Raw genomic sequence first — 16616 nt, forward strand, 5'->3', positions numbered from 1 at the left:
AAGCAGCGGTGGCGGTTTTTCCGGCGGCGGCGGTTCATCCGGTGGTGGCGGTTCTTCAGGAAGCTGGTGAGACAAATCATGGCAACACGACCAATCAGCCCGCAGGATCATGAGCGCATCGCCACCGCGATCCGCACCGCCGAATCGAAAACCGACGGCGAGATCTACTGCGTCGTGGCGCATGCCAGCGACGGCTATTTCTTCCCGGCCGCCTTCATGGCGACCGTGGGCATGCTGATCGTCAGTCTGGCCGTCGGCTATGGGCTGGAGGCATGGTGGCTGTCGATCCGGCTGCCGCATTTCGTCCTCGCCCAGCTCCTGGCGCTGGCCTGCGTGCTGGCCCTGTTGTGGGCGATGCCCGGCCTGCGCATCCATCTTGTGCCGAGGCGGCTGCGTTACCAGGCGGCGCATGCCAATGCGATCAAGCAATTCCTCGCCCGCAACGTCCACCGCACCACGGCGCGCACCGGCGTGCTGGTCTTCGTCTCGATCGCCGAACGCTATGCCGAAGTGGTCGCCGATTCGGGCATCGATGCCAAGGTCGGCCAGCATGTCTGGGATGGCGTCGTGCGCGATCTCACCGCACATGCCGGCAATGATCGGCTTGCCGACGGCTTCGTCAAGGCGATCGAGCAGGTGGGCGCGGTGCTTGCCGAGCATTTCCCGGTCACGGCGGGTGACAGCAACGAACTGGACGACCATCTGGTCGAAATCTGAGTTCTTCCAGAGAGATTTCGAAGGCGCCTCACCGATGCGATGATCGCCTGTGAGAAAGCCGGCGCCGGGCCGCCCGGACTCTTGCAATCGGGCGATGCGGGTTTATGGTTAACAAATCATGAATACGCTGACCATCGACATCAGAAAAGCTGACCCGCGCGATGCCAGTGCCATCGCCGAGGTGCATCTGGAGGCTTGGCGCGGCGCTTATTCCGGCATCATTCCGCACCGTACCCTGACATCGATGATCAACCGTCGCGGCGCCGACTGGTGGGCGAATGCGATTCGCCGCGCCGCTACCGTTCTGGTGGTCGAAATCGGCGGCAAGATCGCCGGCTATGCGACGATCGGCAAGAACCGTGCCCGCGAACTGCGCCAGCAGGGCGAAATCTACGAATTGTACCTGCGGCCGGAATATCAGGGCATCGGGCTTGGCAGCCGGCTGTTCGCGGCGGCCAGGGCGCGTCTGGCCGATCATGGGCTGAAAGGCATGGTGGTTTGGGCGCTGGAAGACAACCAGAACGCGCTTGCCTTCTATGCCGGCGCCGGCGGCCGCGATGTCGCCGAGGGCGTCGAGATCTTCGAGCAGAAGGCGCTGAAGAAGGTCGCTTTCGTCTGGGAATGACAGCCCGGCTTTTCGGCCGCCGCGTCTTATCACACCCAGCACCATTCGCCGCATTGCACCATGGCGCGCCGCCCGCTATCGATCTCTCATCAAAAGAGGGACAAAGCCATGCGCATTGAAGCCATAGCCATCGGAAAGAATCCGCCGGAGGACATCAACGTCATCATCGAGGTGCCGATCGGCGGTGAGCCGATCAAGTACGAGATGGACAAGGAGGCCGGCACACTGTTCGTCGACCGCTTCCTGCACACCTCGATGCGCTACCCCGGCAATTACGGCTTCGTGCCGCATACGCTGTCGGGTGACGGCGATCCGATCGACGTGCTGGTCTGCAACACGCGCGCGCTGGTGCCCGGCTGCGTCATCAACGTCAGGCCGATCGGCGTGCTGGTGATGGAAGACAATGCCGGCCAGGACGAGAAGGTGATCGCCGTGCCGTCACCAAAACTGACGCTGCGCTACGAAAACGTCACCGAATACACCCATCTGCCCGATATCACGCGCCAGCAGGTGCAGCACTTCTTCGAGCACTACAAGGATCTCGAGCCCGGCAAATGGGTCAAGATCGAAGGCTGGCACGATTCCAAATATGCCAAGAAGATGATCGTCGACGCCATCGAGCGGGCGAAGAAGAGCAAGTAGCCCGACCGGTCAGTTGTCGACCCGGCCGAAAGCCGGCACCTTGCCGATGACGGTGTGCCTGTCCTTGCCGCAGGCGAAGGTTCGCGCCTTGTCGTCGGCAAGCTTGCGCGCCTGGTCGTTGGCGGCGGGATTGCCGGTGGCCAGCACCAGGCCGACCGTGCAGCCGTCGCGGGCGCCCATCTGGCCGACCTTGGCGACGAGCAGCACGTCGGTCGGCTTTTTTTCGTCGTCCGGGTTGCTGATCGAGCGGCGGTGGATGGCGGCAAAGGGCACCGCCGTCTCGCCCTTGGTCTCGATGCGCCATTCGATCTTGGCTCCGGATGAATTGAAACCGGAAAAGCTTTCCCAGACCGTTGTCATGTCGCCGCCGGGCGGAAAACCGTAAAACAGCGATTCACGGGCATCGTCATAGGCGATCAGCACGGGATAGCCGCGATAACCCGAACAGGCGAGTTCGGCCCAGTCGCCGTCGCCTTCTTCGGCCTGCGCATAGGTCACGCAATCCTTCTTCGAGTCGAGATCGGTATAGGCGCTTGCAATGCCGTCGGCGTGTGCAGCCTGGCAGAAGCCGGCGAGGGTGAGCGAAATCAGCAGGCTACGCATCGCGGGACATCTCCGTTGGAGGCTGTCCTAGCGTATCGCCTGCCGCTATTTCTTCAAGCTGGCTTCGATCAACAGATCGGCGTTGCGGGCGACCGCTTGCGCCGGGCCGCCAAGCCCGAACAGCTGGCCGCTGATATAGGCGCCTTCGATCAGGAGCAGCAGGCCGTCGCCGAGCGTGTCAGGGTCTTGCGCACCCATCGCAACCGCCATGGCGCGCAGGCGGCGGCGCAATTCCTGCTTGTTGGCCTCGCTGACGACGCGGGCCGGATGGCTGTGGTCGGGATATTCGACCGCTGCGTTGGTCATGCCGCAGCCGCGATAGTCCGCCACTTGCGTGCGCTTGCCGATACGGGTCAGGAAAGCCTTGATCTGCGCGCGCGGGTCGCCGGGATGAGCGGCGACCGCCTCATCGAAACGCTCCCAGTATTCAAGATCGTATTGCCTGAGATAGGAAGCGGCCAACTCATCCTTGGACGGAAAGCTACGATAGAGGCTGGGCTTGGTGACACCGGCGCGTTTGACGATCTCGTCGACGCCGATCGCCCTGATGCCGCGCCGGTAGAACAAATCATAGGCCACATCGAGGATCTTCTTGGCGGCCTTCGGCGGCGCCGATGCATGACCACGCCTGATGGTCAGATCAATATTTTTGTCCGTTGGCATCGTGTGACTCGATTGACAATGTTACCGATCGGTACGATACAGGTTCCCACCCTGCAACGTACCGGTCAGTAACATGATAACTCAATCCCGTCCCTTTGGCCAGCGCTACGCCTTCGTCGTGGTTGGCGTCATCTTCCTCTGCCTGCTGGTCGCGGCCGGCCTGCGGTCCGCGCCCGCGGTCATGATGCTGCCGCTGGAGAACAGTTTCGGCTGGCGGCGCGACGTCATCTCGCTGGCCGCCGGTGTCGGCATCCTGCTCTACGGTCTCACCGGTCCATTTGCCGCAGCCCTGATGGAGCGCGTCGGGCTGCGTCGCACGCTGCTCGCCTCGCTGGTGGTGATGTCGGGCTCAACCGCGCTCAGCCTGCTGATGACCAAGCCCTGGCATCTGTTCATCACCTGGGGCGTGTTCTCGGGCATTGGTTCCGGCGCTGTCGCCAGCGTGCTCGGCGCCACCATCGTCAATCGCTGGTTCAAGACCAATCGCGGCCTTGTCATGGGATTGATGTCGGCCTCAAGCGCCTCTGGCATGCTGGTGTTCCTGCCGATGATCGCTGCTCTGGCGCAGTCCGGTGGCTGGCAGCCGGTCGTCATAGCGGTCGCGATCGCCACCGCGGCTCTGATACCGCTGGTCTGGCTGCTGGTGCCGGAGCGTCCGGCTTCGATCGGCATGGTGCGCTACGGCGCCGAGGCCGACGACGTGCCGCCGACATCGCCTGCGTCGCAAGGCAATTTCCTCGCGCATACGCTCAACACGCTGCGCCGTGCCGCCGGCACAAGGGTGTTCTGGTACCTGTTCGCCACCTTCTTCGTCTGCGGCTTCACCACCAACGGTCTGGTCGGTACCCATCTGATCGCCTTCTGCGGCGACATGGGCATCGGCGAGGTTCAGGCCGCCGGCCTGCTGTCGATGATGGGCATTTTCGACCTGATCGGTACGACGCTGTCGGGCTGGCTCACCGACCGCTACGATCCGCGCAAGCTGCTTGGCGTCTATTACGGCATTCGCGGCCTGTCGCTGATCTATCTGCCCTATTCCGGCTTCTCGGCGACCAGCCTGATCATCTTCGCCGTGCTCTACGGCCTCGACTGGATCGCCACCGTGCCGCCGACGCTGAGGCTCGCCAATGAGGCGTTCGGCGACCGCAGCGGACCGATCGTGTTCGGCTGGATCGTCGCCGGTCACCAGATCGGCGCGGCCACCGCCGCCGCTTTCGGCGGCACCATGCGCGAGTTGCAGGGCAATTACGAACTGGCCTTCCTGATTGCCGGCATGACGGCGATTGCCGCCGCCTGTATCTCGCTGCTGATCAACACCAGCCGGCCGGCTTTCGATCCGGAGCCGCAGGCGGCGTAGCTGCGACGGCGGAGCGCTAATCTCCCCCCTTGAGAGGGAGATGGCCGCGAAGCGGCCAGAGGAGGTCGGTCCGACCGGGCTCGGCCTCCTGGTGCAGATGGAGGTCGGCGCTCCATGCGAGGCGACCCCTCTGTCGCCTTCGGCGACATCTCCCCCTCAAGGGGGGAGATCACCCTGTTCACTGTTATCAAACCTTCATCATCCCGAGATGCGCCTGAAACATTGACGCTGGACCTTGGTGGCACCGTTCAAGCCACCCAGGAGACAGCCATGAACAAGCTCTCGATGACCCGCCGCGCCTTCGTCACGTCCGCCAGCGCCGTTGGCCTGGCCGGGGTCTCGAGCTTGGCGCTGCCATACTATTCGCGCGCCAATCAGCGGCCAGCCTTCACCCATGGCGTCCAGTCGGGCGATGTCGACGCCACTAGCGGCATGGTGTGGACGCGCACCGACCGCCCGTCGCGCGTCATGTTCGAAGTGTCGTCGACGGAGAATTTCGCCAATGCGACGCGCCTGGCGCCGCTCGATACGTCGCCGGCCAGCGACTACACCGTCAAGCGGCTGCTTACCGACCTCGCTTCCGATCAGGACATCTTCTACCGCATGACATCAGCCGATCTCGCCGACATCAACGCCGTTTCCGAGCCGATCATCGGCCGCTTCAGGACGGCGCCGGCCTCGAAGCGCGACATCCGATTTGCCTGGTCGGGCGACACCGCCGGCCAGGGCTGGGGCATCGACGAGACCGGCATGAAGACCTACGCCACGATCGGCAAGCATACGCCCGACTTCTTCCTGCATTCAGGCGACACCATCTACGCCGACGGCGCCATGAAGGACGAGGTCGACCTGCCCGGCGGCGGCAAGTGGAAGAACGTCGTGCTGATCGACGGCAAGCGCAAGGTCGCCGAGACATTGGACGAGTACCGGGACCAGTGGAAATACAACATGATGGACAGGAACGTGCTCGGCCTGAGTGCCATCTGCCCGACCTTCTACCAGTGGGACGACCACGAAGTGCTCAACAATTGGTCGGATTCGAAGGATCTCAGCGCCGACAATCGCTACACGGAGAAATCCATCCACGTGCTGGCGGCCCGTGCGGCGCGCGCCTTCCATGAAATGACGACGATCCGCTACGAACCGTCCGAGCCCGGCCGCGTCTATCGCAAGATCGCCTACGGGCCGCTGCTCGACGTGTTCTTCCTCGACATGCGGTCCTATCGCGGCCCCAATGGTCCGGACATGCAGGATGAGATGACGCCGCAATCGCGCATTCTCGGCGAACAGCAGACGAAATGGCTGAAGCGCGAACTGGCAAATTCGAAGGCGACCTGGAAAATCATCGCTGCCGACATGCCGCTCGGCCTGGTCGTCTGGGACGACGGCGCCAAGAAAGTTGGCGCCGAGGCAGTCAGCAATGGCGATAATGGCTTGCCAAAGGGACGCGAATTTGAGATCGCCGACCTGCTGCGCTTCATCAAGAATGCCGGCATCAGCAACACCGTCTGGCTAACCGCCGACGTGCATTACACGGCCGCTCACCACTACAACCCGGACAAGGCTCAGTTCCAGGATTTCAATCCGTTCTGGGAATTCGTGTCGGGCCCGATCCATGCCGGCACGTTCGGCCCCAACGATTTCGACATGACCTTCGGGCCGGAACTGAAGTTCATCAAGGCGCCGACTGCCGAACAGGGTCAGAACCTGCCGCCATCGGCGGGCCTGCAATTCTTCGGGCTGGTCGATATTTCAGGCGCCAGCGAGCAGATGACCGTGCGGCTGATGGATCGCGACGACAATGAACTCTACAAGGTGACGCTCGACCCGGTGCGGTCGGCGTAAACGCACTTTTCGCCGGCTTCGCAAAGCGAAGCTGGCGAGACGGGCGGGGGTAAAGCGCCGCCTTAGTCCGGGTAGCAGACCATTGGAATGTTCGGCCAGACGGCGCTGTCGCAGTTGGCGCTGTCCTGTCTTTGCTTGAAAGAGGCGCTGACCGGGCCGGTCACCATCGGGTCGACGCCGTCGGGTGCGTCGGCGAAGACCTGCTCGGCTGTCTGGATGCCGGACTGCGCAACGGGGCGCGCTTCGCGCAGCGTCGCGGCGGACTGCGCGGCATTGGCCGCCAGCAGGATTGCAAAGGCAGCGGACGCGATAAGCGGCCAAAATCGGTTGAGTTTATCGGTCATGACGTTCGAACTGCCCGGGCCCTGAAAGGTTCCCGCCTTGGTTAACAAAATCATCTCACACGCAGATGCTTAAGATTTGATGAGTATTTGGTATCGCGCCTCCTCTTTCGCAATTGCGAAAAACCCTGTATGAGCCGCCCAACCGAAAGAGGCAGCGCCTTTTGGCCTGCTGCCTGCAACGCTCCCGAGACCCAGAACATGAAAATCCGTAATATCGCGATCATCGCGCACGTCGACCATGGAAAGACCACCCTTGTCGATCAGCTTTTGAAGCAATCCGGCTCCTTCCGCGACAACCAGCGGGTCGCAGAACGCGCCATGGATTCCAACGACCTCGAAAAGGAACGCGGCATCACCATCCTGGCCAAGGCGACCTCGGTCGACTGGAAGGATACCCGCATCAATATCGTCGATACCCCCGGCCACGCCGATTTCGGCGGCGAGGTTGAACGCATCCTGTCGATGGTGGATTCGGCCATCGTGCTGGTCGACGCCGCCGAAGGGCCGATGCCGCAGACCAAATTCGTCGTAGGCAAGGCGCTCAAGGTCGGCCTGAAGCCGATCGTGGTCATCAACAAGATCGACCGTCCGGACGCCCGCCATGTCGAAGTGGTCAACGAGGTGTTCGACCTGTTCGCCGCCCTCGACGCCACCGATGAGCAGCTCGACTTCCCGATTCTGTACGGTTCGGGCCGTGATGGCTGGGTTTCGGAGAACCCGGAAGGGCCGAAGGACCAGCAGTTGGCGCCGCTGTTCGACCTCGTCATCAAGCATGTGCCGGCGCCGACCGTGCATCCCGGCCCGTTCCGCATGATCGGCACCATCCTGGAAGCCAATCCGTTCCTCGGCCGCATCATCACCGGCCGTATCGAATCGGGTACGCTGAAGTCCAACCAGCCGGTCAAGGTGCTGCACCATGACGGTACTCTGGTCGAAACCGGCCGTATCTCCAAGATCCTCGCCTTCCGCGGCCTCGAGCGCCAGCCGATCGATGAAGCCCAGGCGGGCGACATCGTCGCCATTGCCGGTCTCTCGAAAGGCACCGTCGCCGACACGTTCTGCGATCCGGCGGTGAGCGAGCCGCTGCATGCGCAGCCGATCGATCCGCCGACCGTGACCATGTCCTTCCTCGTCAACGACAGTCCGCTGGCCGGCACGGAAGGCGACAAGGTGACCAGCCGCGTCATCCGCGACCGCCTGCTGCGCGAGGCCGAGGGCAATGTCGCGCTGAAGATCGAGGAATCGCCCGACAAGGATTCGTTCTTCGTCTCCGGCCGCGGCGAATTGCAGCTGGCCGTGCTGATCGAGACGATGCGCCGCGAAGGTTTTGAGATCGCCGTGTCGCGTCCGCGCGTCGTCATGCAGAAGGGCGAGAACGGCGAGTTGCAGGAACCCATCGAGGAAGTCGTTATCGACGTCGACGAGGAGCATGCCGGCATCGTCGTGCAGAAGATGTCGGAGCGCAAAGCGGAGATGGTGGAGCTGCGCCCATCCGGCGGCAACCGCCAGCGCATCGTCTTCCACGCGCCGACGCGCGGCCTGATCGGCTACCAGTCGGAACTGTTGACCGATACGCGCGGCACCGCCGTGATGAACCGGCTGTTCCATGCCTACGAGCCTTACAAGGGCGAGCTGCCGGGCCGTACCAACGGCGTTCTGATCTCCAACGAGCAAGGCGAGGCGGTGGCCTACGCCATGTGGAACCTGGAAGACCGCGGCCCGATGGTCATCGACCCCGGCGTCAAGGTCTATCAGGGCATGATCATCGGCATCCACAGCCGCGACAACGATCTCGAAGTGAATGTGCTCAAGGGCAAGAAGCTGACCAACATCCGCGCTGCCGGCAAGGATGAGGCGGTGAAGCTGACGCCGCCGATCCGCATGACTCTGGAACGCGCACTGGCCTGGATCCAGGACGACGAGCTGGTCGAAGTCACGCCGAAGACCATCCGGCTGCGCAAGCTTTATCTCGACCCGAACGAGCGCAAGCGCTTCGAAAAGTCGGCCAAGGCGGTCGGCGCCGCGTAATCTTCTCTATTTCCAACAGCTGAGAGGGCGACGCAAACCAATTGCTCCGCACTCTTTTCATTCACCACCGGCAGCCGAGATAATGTCGTCCTGGTCGACCTCACCGGCCAGATCTATGCGGATCGTCATTCCCTGGCGGATCGGCTTGCGCAAGGCGTTGGCACTGTCGGCAACGACGATCAGCAGTCGCCGCTCGTCCAGCGCCTGAAGCCGTGATCGCGAGATGCCGAGTTCGCTGGCAAGCAACCGGTCGAGTCGCAGGGATGTCGACATTTCGAGCCTAAGCTGGAGTTCCAGCGCGGTTGCGGTCTCCCTTATGCCGCCAAGCCTGCACTTGTGAACGGCGACATCGGGAAACTCCTCGACACGCCCGATCCGGTTTCGCAGTGCGACGACATCGAAGGCATGGCACCGGGCCAGCGCCGGATCGTTGCTTTCGAGTGCCTGCAGCAGCGCCGGTTCGATATCGCGGCGGTTGCAGCGCTCGAAAATGCCGAAATTCCAGGAATTGTCGCAGTCGATGCAGCGATAGATCAGCCAGACATCGATGCGTTTGCCATTGGCGTTGACGCGGAATTTTCCACTGCTGCAATAGGCCTTGACGGTGCCGCAGCGATTGCAGTTGATGAGCGGTCGAGGTGGGGTTTGGGGCGCGATCGCCCAATGGATACGCAGAAATCCAGACATGCCGATAAGCCCTTCCCGTCGGGAAGTTCATCAGGCCGGCGATGTCGAGATGCCCATGCGGGCACGGCGTGGCGGTAGGCTGCGGTTTTTGGAAATCAGGTGTCACGGGCAAAAGCCGCGCGACGCGGTTCAGCAGTGCCAAACCGGTCTCGAACCGCCGCCCAGAAGAACACGTGAACATGAAAACAGACACCGCGAATGCGGCGTCATGCAGTGTGTCGGGGGAGTTGACGAGACCGGCGGTTACGTAGGCAAAGTGAAGCTCAAAATTGTTTCGCGGCGGCACTTCTAGCCGCGAGATGCCGGACGGGCAAGCCTGTTCTTGTCGGCGCTACCGCAGCAAAGTTACTTGCGCTAATGTCTGACATCGACGGTTTTCAAACAGAGATCCTGGCCCATGCACCTCACATCGCTCCTGATCTTCGCCGCCGCTTTGTTCGTTGCCGCCGGCTCGCCCGGCCCATCGATCGCGGCACTTGTCGCGCGCGTCATCTCGAAAGGTTTTCGCGACGTGTTCCCGTTCCTGCTCGCCATGTGGATCGGCGAGGGCATCTGGCTGTCGCTGGCGGTGTTCGGGCTGGCTGTGGTGGCGCAAACCTTCCATTTTGCCTTTGTCGTCGTGAAATGGGTCGGCGTCGCCTATCTCGCCTACCTTGCCTGGAAGATGTGGACCGCACCTGTCGACGCGAAAGAGAGCGAGATGCCGCGCGAGGATTCCCCGGCAAAGCTGTTCTTCGCCGGATGGCGGTGACGCTCGGCAATCCCAAGATCATGATGTTCTACCTGGCGCTGCTGCCGACCATCATCGACCTCGCTTCGGTCAGCGTCGTCGGCTGGGTCGAGCTGACGGCGACCATGGCCGTGGTGCTGGTCGCCATCGATCTGGCCTGGGTGCTCGCCGCGTCACAGGCGCGCAAGCTCCTCAGGAGCAAGCGCGCCATGAAGATCGCCAACCGCATCAGTGCCACTACGATGGCCGGCGCGGCTGCAGCGATCGCGGCGCGGTCGTAACCCGTCACATCATCTCGATGATCGGCGCGATCTCGACGCTGAAGGCCGGGTCCATCAGGATCGGGCAATCCTTGGCCTTGGCTACGGCATCGTCGATGTCTTTCGCTTCGACGATGGTGTAGCCGGCGGTCGGATTGCTGCCGCCATTGTTCTCGACCTTGCCGCCGGGCAGCACCATCTTCGACATGCCGACCGGATTGCCGCCGTCGACCACGGCCGAGCCGAGCTTGCCGTACCAGCCGTTCCAGGCGTCCATTGCGGCTTTCCGCTCGGCCTCGTCGGTCGGCATCTTGCCCGAGCCATGATAGACGTAGAGATACTTCGCCATGTTCTCCTCCCTTGGTGAGCGGCATCGAACCGGCATGCGGTCATGCCGCCTGCCGATCATCGGACCAAACCGGCAAACAAGCAACGAGAATGCGAAACAGCTAATATAAGGCCTAGTCGGGTTGCCGCCACCAACCTCACCGCGCCATGGCATGATATTCGTCGTTTGGCCGCATATCGATCGCCGCGGCCACCCGGTTCGACATGTTGAAGAAGGCAGTGGTCGTGGCGATGTCCCAGATGTCGCGATCGGTGAAGCCGGCCTTGCGAAGTGCTGCCCGATCGGCCTCGACGATCTTCGCCGGCTCCTCGGTCAACTTGACGGCGAATTCGAGCATCGTGGTCTGCTTGGGCGAAAGATCGGCGGCGCGGAAATTCATCACCATCATTTCGCCGAGCGCAGGGTCGCCGGACAGCTGGCGTACCGCCGCGCCATGCGCGGTCAGGCAATAGTAGCAATGGTTGATCGAAGAGACGGCGACCGCGATCATCTCGCGCTCCAGCTTCGACAGGCCGGATTCTCCGAGCATCAAATCGTTGTACATGTCGGTGAAGGCACGCAGCTTTTTGTCGTCGAAGGCATAGGCGCGCAGCACGTTGGGGACGAGGCCGAGCTTCTCCTCGCATTTGGCGAAATAGGCTTTTGTCGCCTCGCTCTGATCTCTCAGGCCAAGGTCAAGCGCGGTGATTTTGCCGGTCATGGGTCATTTCTCCTCGTTGGATGACGTCTTGTTGCCGAATTCCGATATTTCTTTGCAAGCCGTCAAACCTTTGTCGCCAAACAGCGGTCATCTGCTACCATAGTCGTAAAAGCATTGACGGGAGGGAAGTGCGTGATGGCCAGCGTGAAATCCGCGAGCAAGCCGAAGAAAAGAGCCACGGCAGCGACAAAAGCGGAGGAAAGGCCAGCCAGGCTCGCCGATTATCTGCTCGCCCGCGCGCCGGCTGAAGACATCGCCACTTATGAGGTAGCCGACCTCGAACGCGCCGCCGATCTCGCCGGCCGGGCTGTTGCCGCTCATAAAAAAGGCGAGTGCGTTGTCGCCGTCGATGCCGATTCCGGCGTCATGCGAGACGGCCGCCCGATGACGGTCATCACGGTCGTCAACGACAACATGCCCTTCCTGTTCGATTCCATCCTCGGCGAGGTCACCGAGACATCAGGCGAACCGACTCTTGTCACCCACCCTGTCATCGTGGTGCGTCACGGCAAGAGCGGTGTCGACGAAATCCTCGGCGACGGCAATTTCGCTAGGGATGACGGCAATCACCACCGGCTGAGCGTCATCCATGTCCATATCCCGCGGCTGACCGCGGAGCAGGCGAGCGGACTGACCGAGCGGCTGCGCAAGATGCTCGGCCAGGTTCATGCCGCAGTCAACGACTGGAGACCGATGCTGGCCCGCCTCGATCAGGCGATTTCCGAGTTCCGCTATACGGCCGTGCCGCTCGACAAGAAGAGCGTCGCCGAGGCGATCGCCTTCCTCGAGTGGCTGCGCGACGACAATTTCACCTTCCTCGGCATGCGCGAATTCAAATACACCGGCGGCGAGGAAAGCGGCAATCTGGAACGCGCCGACAAGCCCGGCCTCGGCATCCTCGCCGATCCCGATGTGCTGGTTCTCAGGCGCGGCACCGAAGCGGTGACGACAACGCCGGAAATCCGCGCTTTCCTGCATGGGCCGGAGCCACTGATCGTCACCAAGGCCAATGCCAAGTCTTCCGTGCATCGCCGAATCTATCTCGATTACATCGGTGTCAAGACCTACACCGCAAAGGGCACGCTTGCGGGCGAATTGCGTATCGTTGGCCTGTTCACCTCGACCGCCTACACGCGCTCGGTGATGAAGATCCCTTATCTCCGCTCAAAGGCCGAAACCATCATCGCCAAGTCCGGCTTCGACCGCCACGATCACTCCGGCAAGGCGCTGATCAACGTTTTGGAGAGCTATCCGCGCGACGAGTTGTTCCAGGTGCCGGTGCCGATCCTGAGGAAGCACGCCGCCGCCATTCTCGGCCTGGTCGAGCGGCCGCGGGTGCGGGCGTTGGTGCGCGCCGACCAGTTCGACCGTTTCGTCTCGATCCTCGTCTTCGTGCCGCGCGACCGTTACGACAGCGTGGTACGCGAGAAGATCGGCCTCTATCTGAAAACCATGTTCGAAGGCCGGCTGTCGGCCTATTACCCGGCCTTCCCCGAAGGCGGGCTGGCGCGAGTGCATTTCATCATCGGCCGATCCGGCGGCAAGACGCCGAAGGTCGAGCAGGCGACGATCGAGGCGGCGATCCGGGACATCGTGCGCACGTGGGAAGATGCCCTTTCCGATGCGGCGGAGGCCAGTGGCGGCGACCAGGCGTTGAAGGCGATTGCGGCGCGGCTGCCGGAAAGCTACCGCGATTCGTTCAGCGCGGCGGTGGCGCTGGCCGATGCTCGGCGCATTGCCAAAATCAGCGCCGATAATCCGATCGCCATCGACTATTATCGTCATGCCGAGCAGAAGCCGCACCAGGCTTCGCTGAAGATCTATCACCACGGCAGCCCGGTGGCGTTGTCGCGGCGGGTGCCTGTGCTGGAAAACATCGGCTTCCGCGTCATCAGCGAGCGCACTTTCGAGGTCGGCGACGACCAGTCCGGCATGATCAGTAATGATCAGTCCGGCATGATCAGTAGTGATCAGTCCGGCCTGGTCTTCATCCACGACATGGAGCTGGAGAACAGCTACGGCAAGCCGATCGACCTTGCCGATGGCGGCGCGGTGTTCGAGGACGCGTTCCTTTCCGTCTGGCGCGGCGACGTCGACAATGACGGCTATAACGGCCTTGCCCAGACCGCCGGCCTGTGGTCAGGCGAGATCACCATCCTGCGCGCCTATGGCCGCTATCTGCAGCAGGTCGGCATTCCGCAAAGCCAGGATTTCATCGCCGCTGCGCTCAACCGCTATCCCGACATCGCGCGCGGCCTGCATGCGCTGTTCATCGCCCGGCTTGGCCCAACGGCCGAGACAGAAGGCGTGGTGGCGGCAAAGCACCTCAAGGCCAAGATCAAGGACGCGCTGGAAGATGTGCCGAATATCGACGACGACACCATCATCCGGCGTTATCTCAATCTGATCGAAGCCTCGCTGCGCACCAATCATTTCGTTGCCGATACGAAAGAGAAAGGCCAGTCGCTGGCGATCAAGCTCGATTCGCATGCGGTGGAAGGATTGCCGGCGCCGCGGCCGTGGCGGGAGATCTTCGTCTACGGTTCCGAGGTCGAGGGGCTGCACCTGCGCTTCGGTCCGGTGGCGCGCGGCGGCCTGCGCTGGTCGGACCGCGCCCAGGACTATCGCACCGAGGTGCTCGGCCTGGTCAAGGCGCAGCAGGTCAAGAACGCCGTCATCGTGCCGGTCGGCGCCAAGGGCGGCTTCTATCCCAAGAAGCTGCCGATGAGCGCCGGCCGCGATGCGATCTTCGAGGCCGGCACATCGGCCTACAAGAACTTCGTCTCCAGCCTGCTGTCGATCACCGACAATATCGGCCTCGACGGTGTCATCCCGCCGGCCGGCGTCGTGCGCCGCGACCCGGACGATCCGTATTTCGTCGTCGCCGCCGACAAGGGCACGGCGACCTTCTCCGACACCGCCAATGCGATCTCGGAGAAGCACGGCTTCTGGCTCGACGACGCCTTCGCCAGCGGCGGCTCGGCCGGCTACGATCACAAGAAGATGGGCATCACCGCCAAGGGCGCCTGGGAAGCGGTCAAGCGGCATTTCCGCGAGATCAACCGCGACATCCAGACCTCGCCCTTCACCGTCGTCGGTGTCGGCGACATGTCGGGCGACGTGTTCGGCAACGGCATGCTTTTGTCGCCGAAGACCCGGCTGATCGCCGCCTTCGACCATCGCGACATCTTCATTGATCCCGATCCGGACATGGCCGCGTCGATGTCCGAGCGCGAGCGCATGTTCGCTCTCCCCCGCTCGAGCTGGCAGGACTACGACAAGACCAAACTGTCGGAAGGCGGCATCATCGTCTCGCGCAACCAGAAGTCGATCACCTTGCCGGCGGCAGCGGCAGCAGCGATCGGCCTCGGCAAGACGACCGCCACGCCGGTCGAGATCATGACCGCCATCCTGAAGGCGCCGGTCGATCTTCTGTGGTTCGGCGGCATCGGCACATATTTGCGGGCTTCGAACGAGACCAATGCCGAGGTCGGCGACCGCGCCAATGATGCCATCCGCATCACCGCGCTGGAGGTGCGCGCCAAGGTGATCGGCGAGGGCGCCAATCTCGGCGTCACGCAGCGCGCGCGCATCGAGTTCGGCATGAATGGCGGCCGCTGCAATTCCGACGCCATCGACAATTCCGGCGGCGTCAACTGCTCCGACGTCGAGGTCAACATCAAGATCGCGCTGGCGTCCGCCATGCGCAAGGGATCGTTGACGCGCCCGGCACGTAACAAGCTGCTGGCCGAGATGACCGACGAGGTCGGCTCGCTCGTCCTGTCCAACAACTACCAGCAGACGCTGGCGCTTTCGATCGCCCGCAAGCGCGGCCTCGCCGACATCGCGCATCAGAGCCGTTTCATGACGGCGCTGGAGGCGCGGGGCCTGCTCGACCGCGCCGTCGAGACACTACCGTCGCCGGCAGCGCTTGCCGATCGCGAAGCGCGCGGCGAACCGCTGACCAGGGCCGAGCTCGGCGTCTTGCTCGCCTATGCCAAGATCGTGCTGTTTTCCGACATCGTCGCCAGCGACGTGCCGGACGATGCGCATTTCGACCGCGACCTGATGGGCTATTTCCCGGACCGGATGGCGAAGAAATACGCCGCCGAGATCCACGGCCATCGGCTGCGCCGCGAGATCATCACGCGGGTCGTCGCCAACGATCTGGTCAATCGCGGCGGCCCGTCCTTCGTCAACCGGCTGCAGGAAGCCACGGGGCGCACCGCCGCCGACGTGGTGCGGACCTTCGCGGTAGTGCGCGATGGTTTTGCCTTGCCGGCGCTCTATCGCGAGATCGACGCGCTCGACAATCAGATCGACGGCCAGGTGCAGCTCGATCTCTATCAGATGGTCAGCCGGCTGATCTATGTGACGAGCGGGTGGTATCTGAAGAACGACACCGGCACGGCACCGCTTGGCCAGCGCATCACTGAGCTGCTGGAAGCCCGCAAGGCGCTGGAGCCCAAGCTCGTTTCGCTGCTGCCGGCTTTCTCGCGCGAGCGGATCGAGGAGAAGCGCCACGGGCTGTTCAAGAGCGGTGCGCCGGAACGGCTGGCCGGGCAGCTGGCGCTGAGCGAGGTGGCGGAACTGATCCCCGACATCGCGCTGACGGCGCGTACGGCCGGCGCCGACATCGTCGTGGCGGCCAGGGCGTTCTTCGCGGTCAGCGATGCCTTCCGTATCCCGCGTGTCGAGGATGCTGCACGCTCGATCACGCCATCGGACTATTACGACCAGCTGGCGCTTTCGCGCGCCACCGACATGATCGGCGCCGCACGGCGCGGCATCGCTGTGGCGGCGCTCACCGGCCACGCCAAGACGGCCGATCCGGTAGCGGCCTGGCTGGAAGCCGGTGGCGAACGAGTGGCGCGCATCCGCGACCGGCTGCAGGCGCTCACCGAGGGCGGCGACATCACCGTGTCGCGGCTATCGGTCGCTTCCGGGCTGATGAGTGATCTGACGGGGATGTGAGCGAGATTCGTTTGGCGCGGTTGGCGCTGCCCGTTCAGCCGGCTGATAAGCTGCGCCAATCGTGGTCGTTTGCATGCGCACTGCAAAACATG

13 protein-coding genes and 1 pseudogene are annotated in these 16616 nt (G+C 63.0%); 8 read left to right on the forward strand and 6 right to left on the reverse strand.

Annotated elements, in window-relative coordinates:
• Positions 1–78 precede the first annotated feature (78 nt).
• The 3 genes from NKJ06_RS06750 to ppa all read left to right on the forward strand — a co-directional run bounded on the left by NKJ06_RS06750 (position 79) and on the right by ppa (position 1984).
• Entirely contained in the window at positions 79–717 is a 639-nt protein-coding gene (locus tag NKJ06_RS06750; protein ID WP_352632930.1) for a TPM domain-containing protein, read from the forward strand.
• Positions 718–835: 118 nt separating this feature from the next.
• Positions 836–1342 carry a GNAT family N-acetyltransferase gene (locus tag NKJ06_RS06755; RefSeq protein ID WP_056586049.1) on the forward strand — a complete coding sequence of 169 codons (507 nt, stop codon included), beginning with the start codon at positions 836–838 and terminating at the stop codon, positions 1340–1342.
• Positions 1343–1450: 108 nt separating this feature from the next.
• On the forward strand, positions 1451–1984 hold the full coding sequence (gene ppa, locus NKJ06_RS06760; RefSeq protein ID WP_258590510.1) for an inorganic diphosphatase: 534 nt from the start codon (positions 1451–1453) through the stop codon (positions 1982–1984).
• 9 nt (positions 1985–1993) lie between these two features.
• On the opposite strand, the gene NKJ06_RS06765 is transcribed toward ppa, so the two are convergent.
• Positions 1994–2587, reverse strand: coding sequence for a hypothetical protein (locus tag NKJ06_RS06765; protein WP_352632929.1), 594 nt, complete (start codon positions 2585–2587; stop codon positions 1994–1996).
• A 45-nt stretch (positions 2588–2632) separates the two neighbouring features.
• Positions 2633–3250 (reverse strand): TetR/AcrR family transcriptional regulator, encoded by a 618-nt coding sequence (locus NKJ06_RS06770; protein WP_352632928.1) that lies wholly within the window; start codon positions 3248–3250, stop codon positions 2633–2635.
• Positions 3251–3323: 73 nt separating this feature from the next.
• Between NKJ06_RS06770 and NKJ06_RS06775 the strand changes: the two genes are divergently transcribed.
• Both NKJ06_RS06775 and NKJ06_RS06780 read left to right on the forward strand, forming a co-directional pair.
• Positions 3324–4607 (forward strand): MFS transporter, encoded by a 1284-nt coding sequence (locus NKJ06_RS06775; protein WP_352632927.1) that lies wholly within the window; start codon positions 3324–3326, stop codon positions 4605–4607.
• A 270-nt stretch (positions 4608–4877) separates the two neighbouring features.
• A complete protein-coding gene (locus NKJ06_RS06780; RefSeq protein WP_352809438.1) occupies positions 4878–6452 on the forward strand; it encodes an alkaline phosphatase D family protein in 1575 nt (524 codons plus the stop codon).
• Positions 6453–6514: 62 nt separating this feature from the next.
• Here the strand turns inward: NKJ06_RS06780 and NKJ06_RS06785 are convergent, their stop codons facing one another.
• Positions 6515–6796 (reverse strand): hypothetical protein, encoded by a 282-nt coding sequence (locus tag NKJ06_RS06785; protein ID WP_352632925.1) that lies wholly within the window; start codon positions 6794–6796, stop codon positions 6515–6517.
• 198 nt (positions 6797–6994) lie between these two features.
• Between NKJ06_RS06785 and typA the strand changes: the two genes are divergently transcribed.
• On the forward strand, positions 6995–8824 hold the full coding sequence (gene typA / locus NKJ06_RS06790) for a translational GTPase TypA (RefSeq protein ID WP_352632924.1): 1830 nt from the start codon (positions 6995–6997) through the stop codon (positions 8822–8824).
• A gap of 57 nt (positions 8825–8881) precedes the next feature.
• Here the strand turns inward: typA and NKJ06_RS06795 are convergent, their stop codons facing one another.
• Positions 8882–9511, reverse strand: coding sequence for a DUF1062 domain-containing protein (locus NKJ06_RS06795; protein WP_352809441.1), 630 nt, complete (start codon positions 9509–9511; stop codon positions 8882–8884).
• Positions 9512–9908: 397 nt separating this feature from the next.
• Here NKJ06_RS06795 and NKJ06_RS06800 point away from each other — a divergent pair.
• A pseudogene (locus tag NKJ06_RS06800) lies at positions 9909–10522 on the forward strand (LysE family translocator).
• A 4-nt stretch (positions 10523–10526) separates the two neighbouring features.
• Here NKJ06_RS06800 and NKJ06_RS06805 read toward each other — a convergent pair.
• The gene (locus NKJ06_RS06805; protein WP_352632922.1) at positions 10527–10850 is read right to left on the reverse strand and encodes a YciI family protein; all 324 of its coding nucleotides are present in this window, start codon (positions 10848–10850) and stop codon (positions 10527–10529) included.
• A gap of 136 nt (positions 10851–10986) precedes the next feature.
• Entirely contained in the window at positions 10987–11550 is a 564-nt protein-coding gene (locus NKJ06_RS06810) for a peroxidase-related enzyme (RefSeq protein ID WP_352632921.1), read from the reverse strand.
• Between the two features lie 135 nt (positions 11551–11685).
• Here NKJ06_RS06810 and NKJ06_RS06815 point away from each other — a divergent pair, with 135 nt between their 5' ends.
• Positions 11686–16524, forward strand: a complete 4839-nt coding sequence (locus NKJ06_RS06815; RefSeq protein ID WP_352809443.1) for an NAD-glutamate dehydrogenase — start codon at positions 11686–11688, stop codon at positions 16522–16524.
• Positions 16525–16616: the final 92 nt, after the last annotated feature.

Origin of the sequence: Mesorhizobium sp. M0293, from assembly GCF_040321735.1 — a bacterium.
In the GTDB taxonomy this organism is placed as follows: Bacteria; Pseudomonadota; Alphaproteobacteria; order Rhizobiales; family Rhizobiaceae; genus Mesorhizobium.

Bases quoted from the DNA above. Each gene is read 5' to 3' on its own strand.
- NKJ06_RS06765 (WP_352632929.1), bottom strand. From the start codon at position 2,587: ATGCGTAGCCTGCTGATTTCGCTCACCCTCGCCGGCTTCTGCCAGGCT.
- NKJ06_RS06770 (WP_352632928.1), bottom strand. From the start codon at position 3,250: ATGCCAACGGACAAAAATATTGATCTGACCATCAGGCGTGGTCATGCA.
- NKJ06_RS06815 (WP_352809443.1), top strand. From the start codon at position 11,686: ATGGCCAGCGTGAAATCCGCGAGCAAGCCGAAGAAAAGAGCCACGGCA.
- ppa (WP_258590510.1), top strand. From the start codon at position 1,451: ATGCGCATTGAAGCCATAGCCATCGGAAAGAATCCGCCGGAGGACATC.
- NKJ06_RS06780 (WP_352809438.1), top strand. From the start codon at position 4,878: ATGAACAAGCTCTCGATGACCCGCCGCGCCTTCGTCACGTCCGCCAGC.
- NKJ06_RS06755 (WP_056586049.1), top strand. From the start codon at position 836: ATGAATACGCTGACCATCGACATCAGAAAAGCTGACCCGCGCGATGCC.
- NKJ06_RS06785 (WP_352632925.1), bottom strand. From the start codon at position 6,796: ATGACCGATAAACTCAACCGATTTTGGCCGCTTATCGCGTCCGCTGCC.
- NKJ06_RS06750 (WP_352632930.1), top strand. From the start codon at position 79: ATGGCAACACGACCAATCAGCCCGCAGGATCATGAGCGCATCGCCACC.
- NKJ06_RS06805 (WP_352632922.1), bottom strand. From the start codon at position 10,850: ATGGCGAAGTATCTCTACGTCTATCATGGCTCGGGCAAGATGCCGACC.
- typA (WP_352632924.1), top strand. From the start codon at position 6,995: ATGAAAATCCGTAATATCGCGATCATCGCGCACGTCGACCATGGAAAG.
- NKJ06_RS06810 (WP_352632921.1), bottom strand. From the start codon at position 11,550: ATGACCGGCAAAATCACCGCGCTTGACCTTGGCCTGAGAGATCAGAGC.
- NKJ06_RS06775 (WP_352632927.1), top strand. From the start codon at position 3,324: ATGATAACTCAATCCCGTCCCTTTGGCCAGCGCTACGCCTTCGTCGTG.
- NKJ06_RS06795 (WP_352809441.1), bottom strand. From the start codon at position 9,511: ATGTCTGGATTTCTGCGTATCCATTGGGCGATCGCGCCCCAAACCCCA.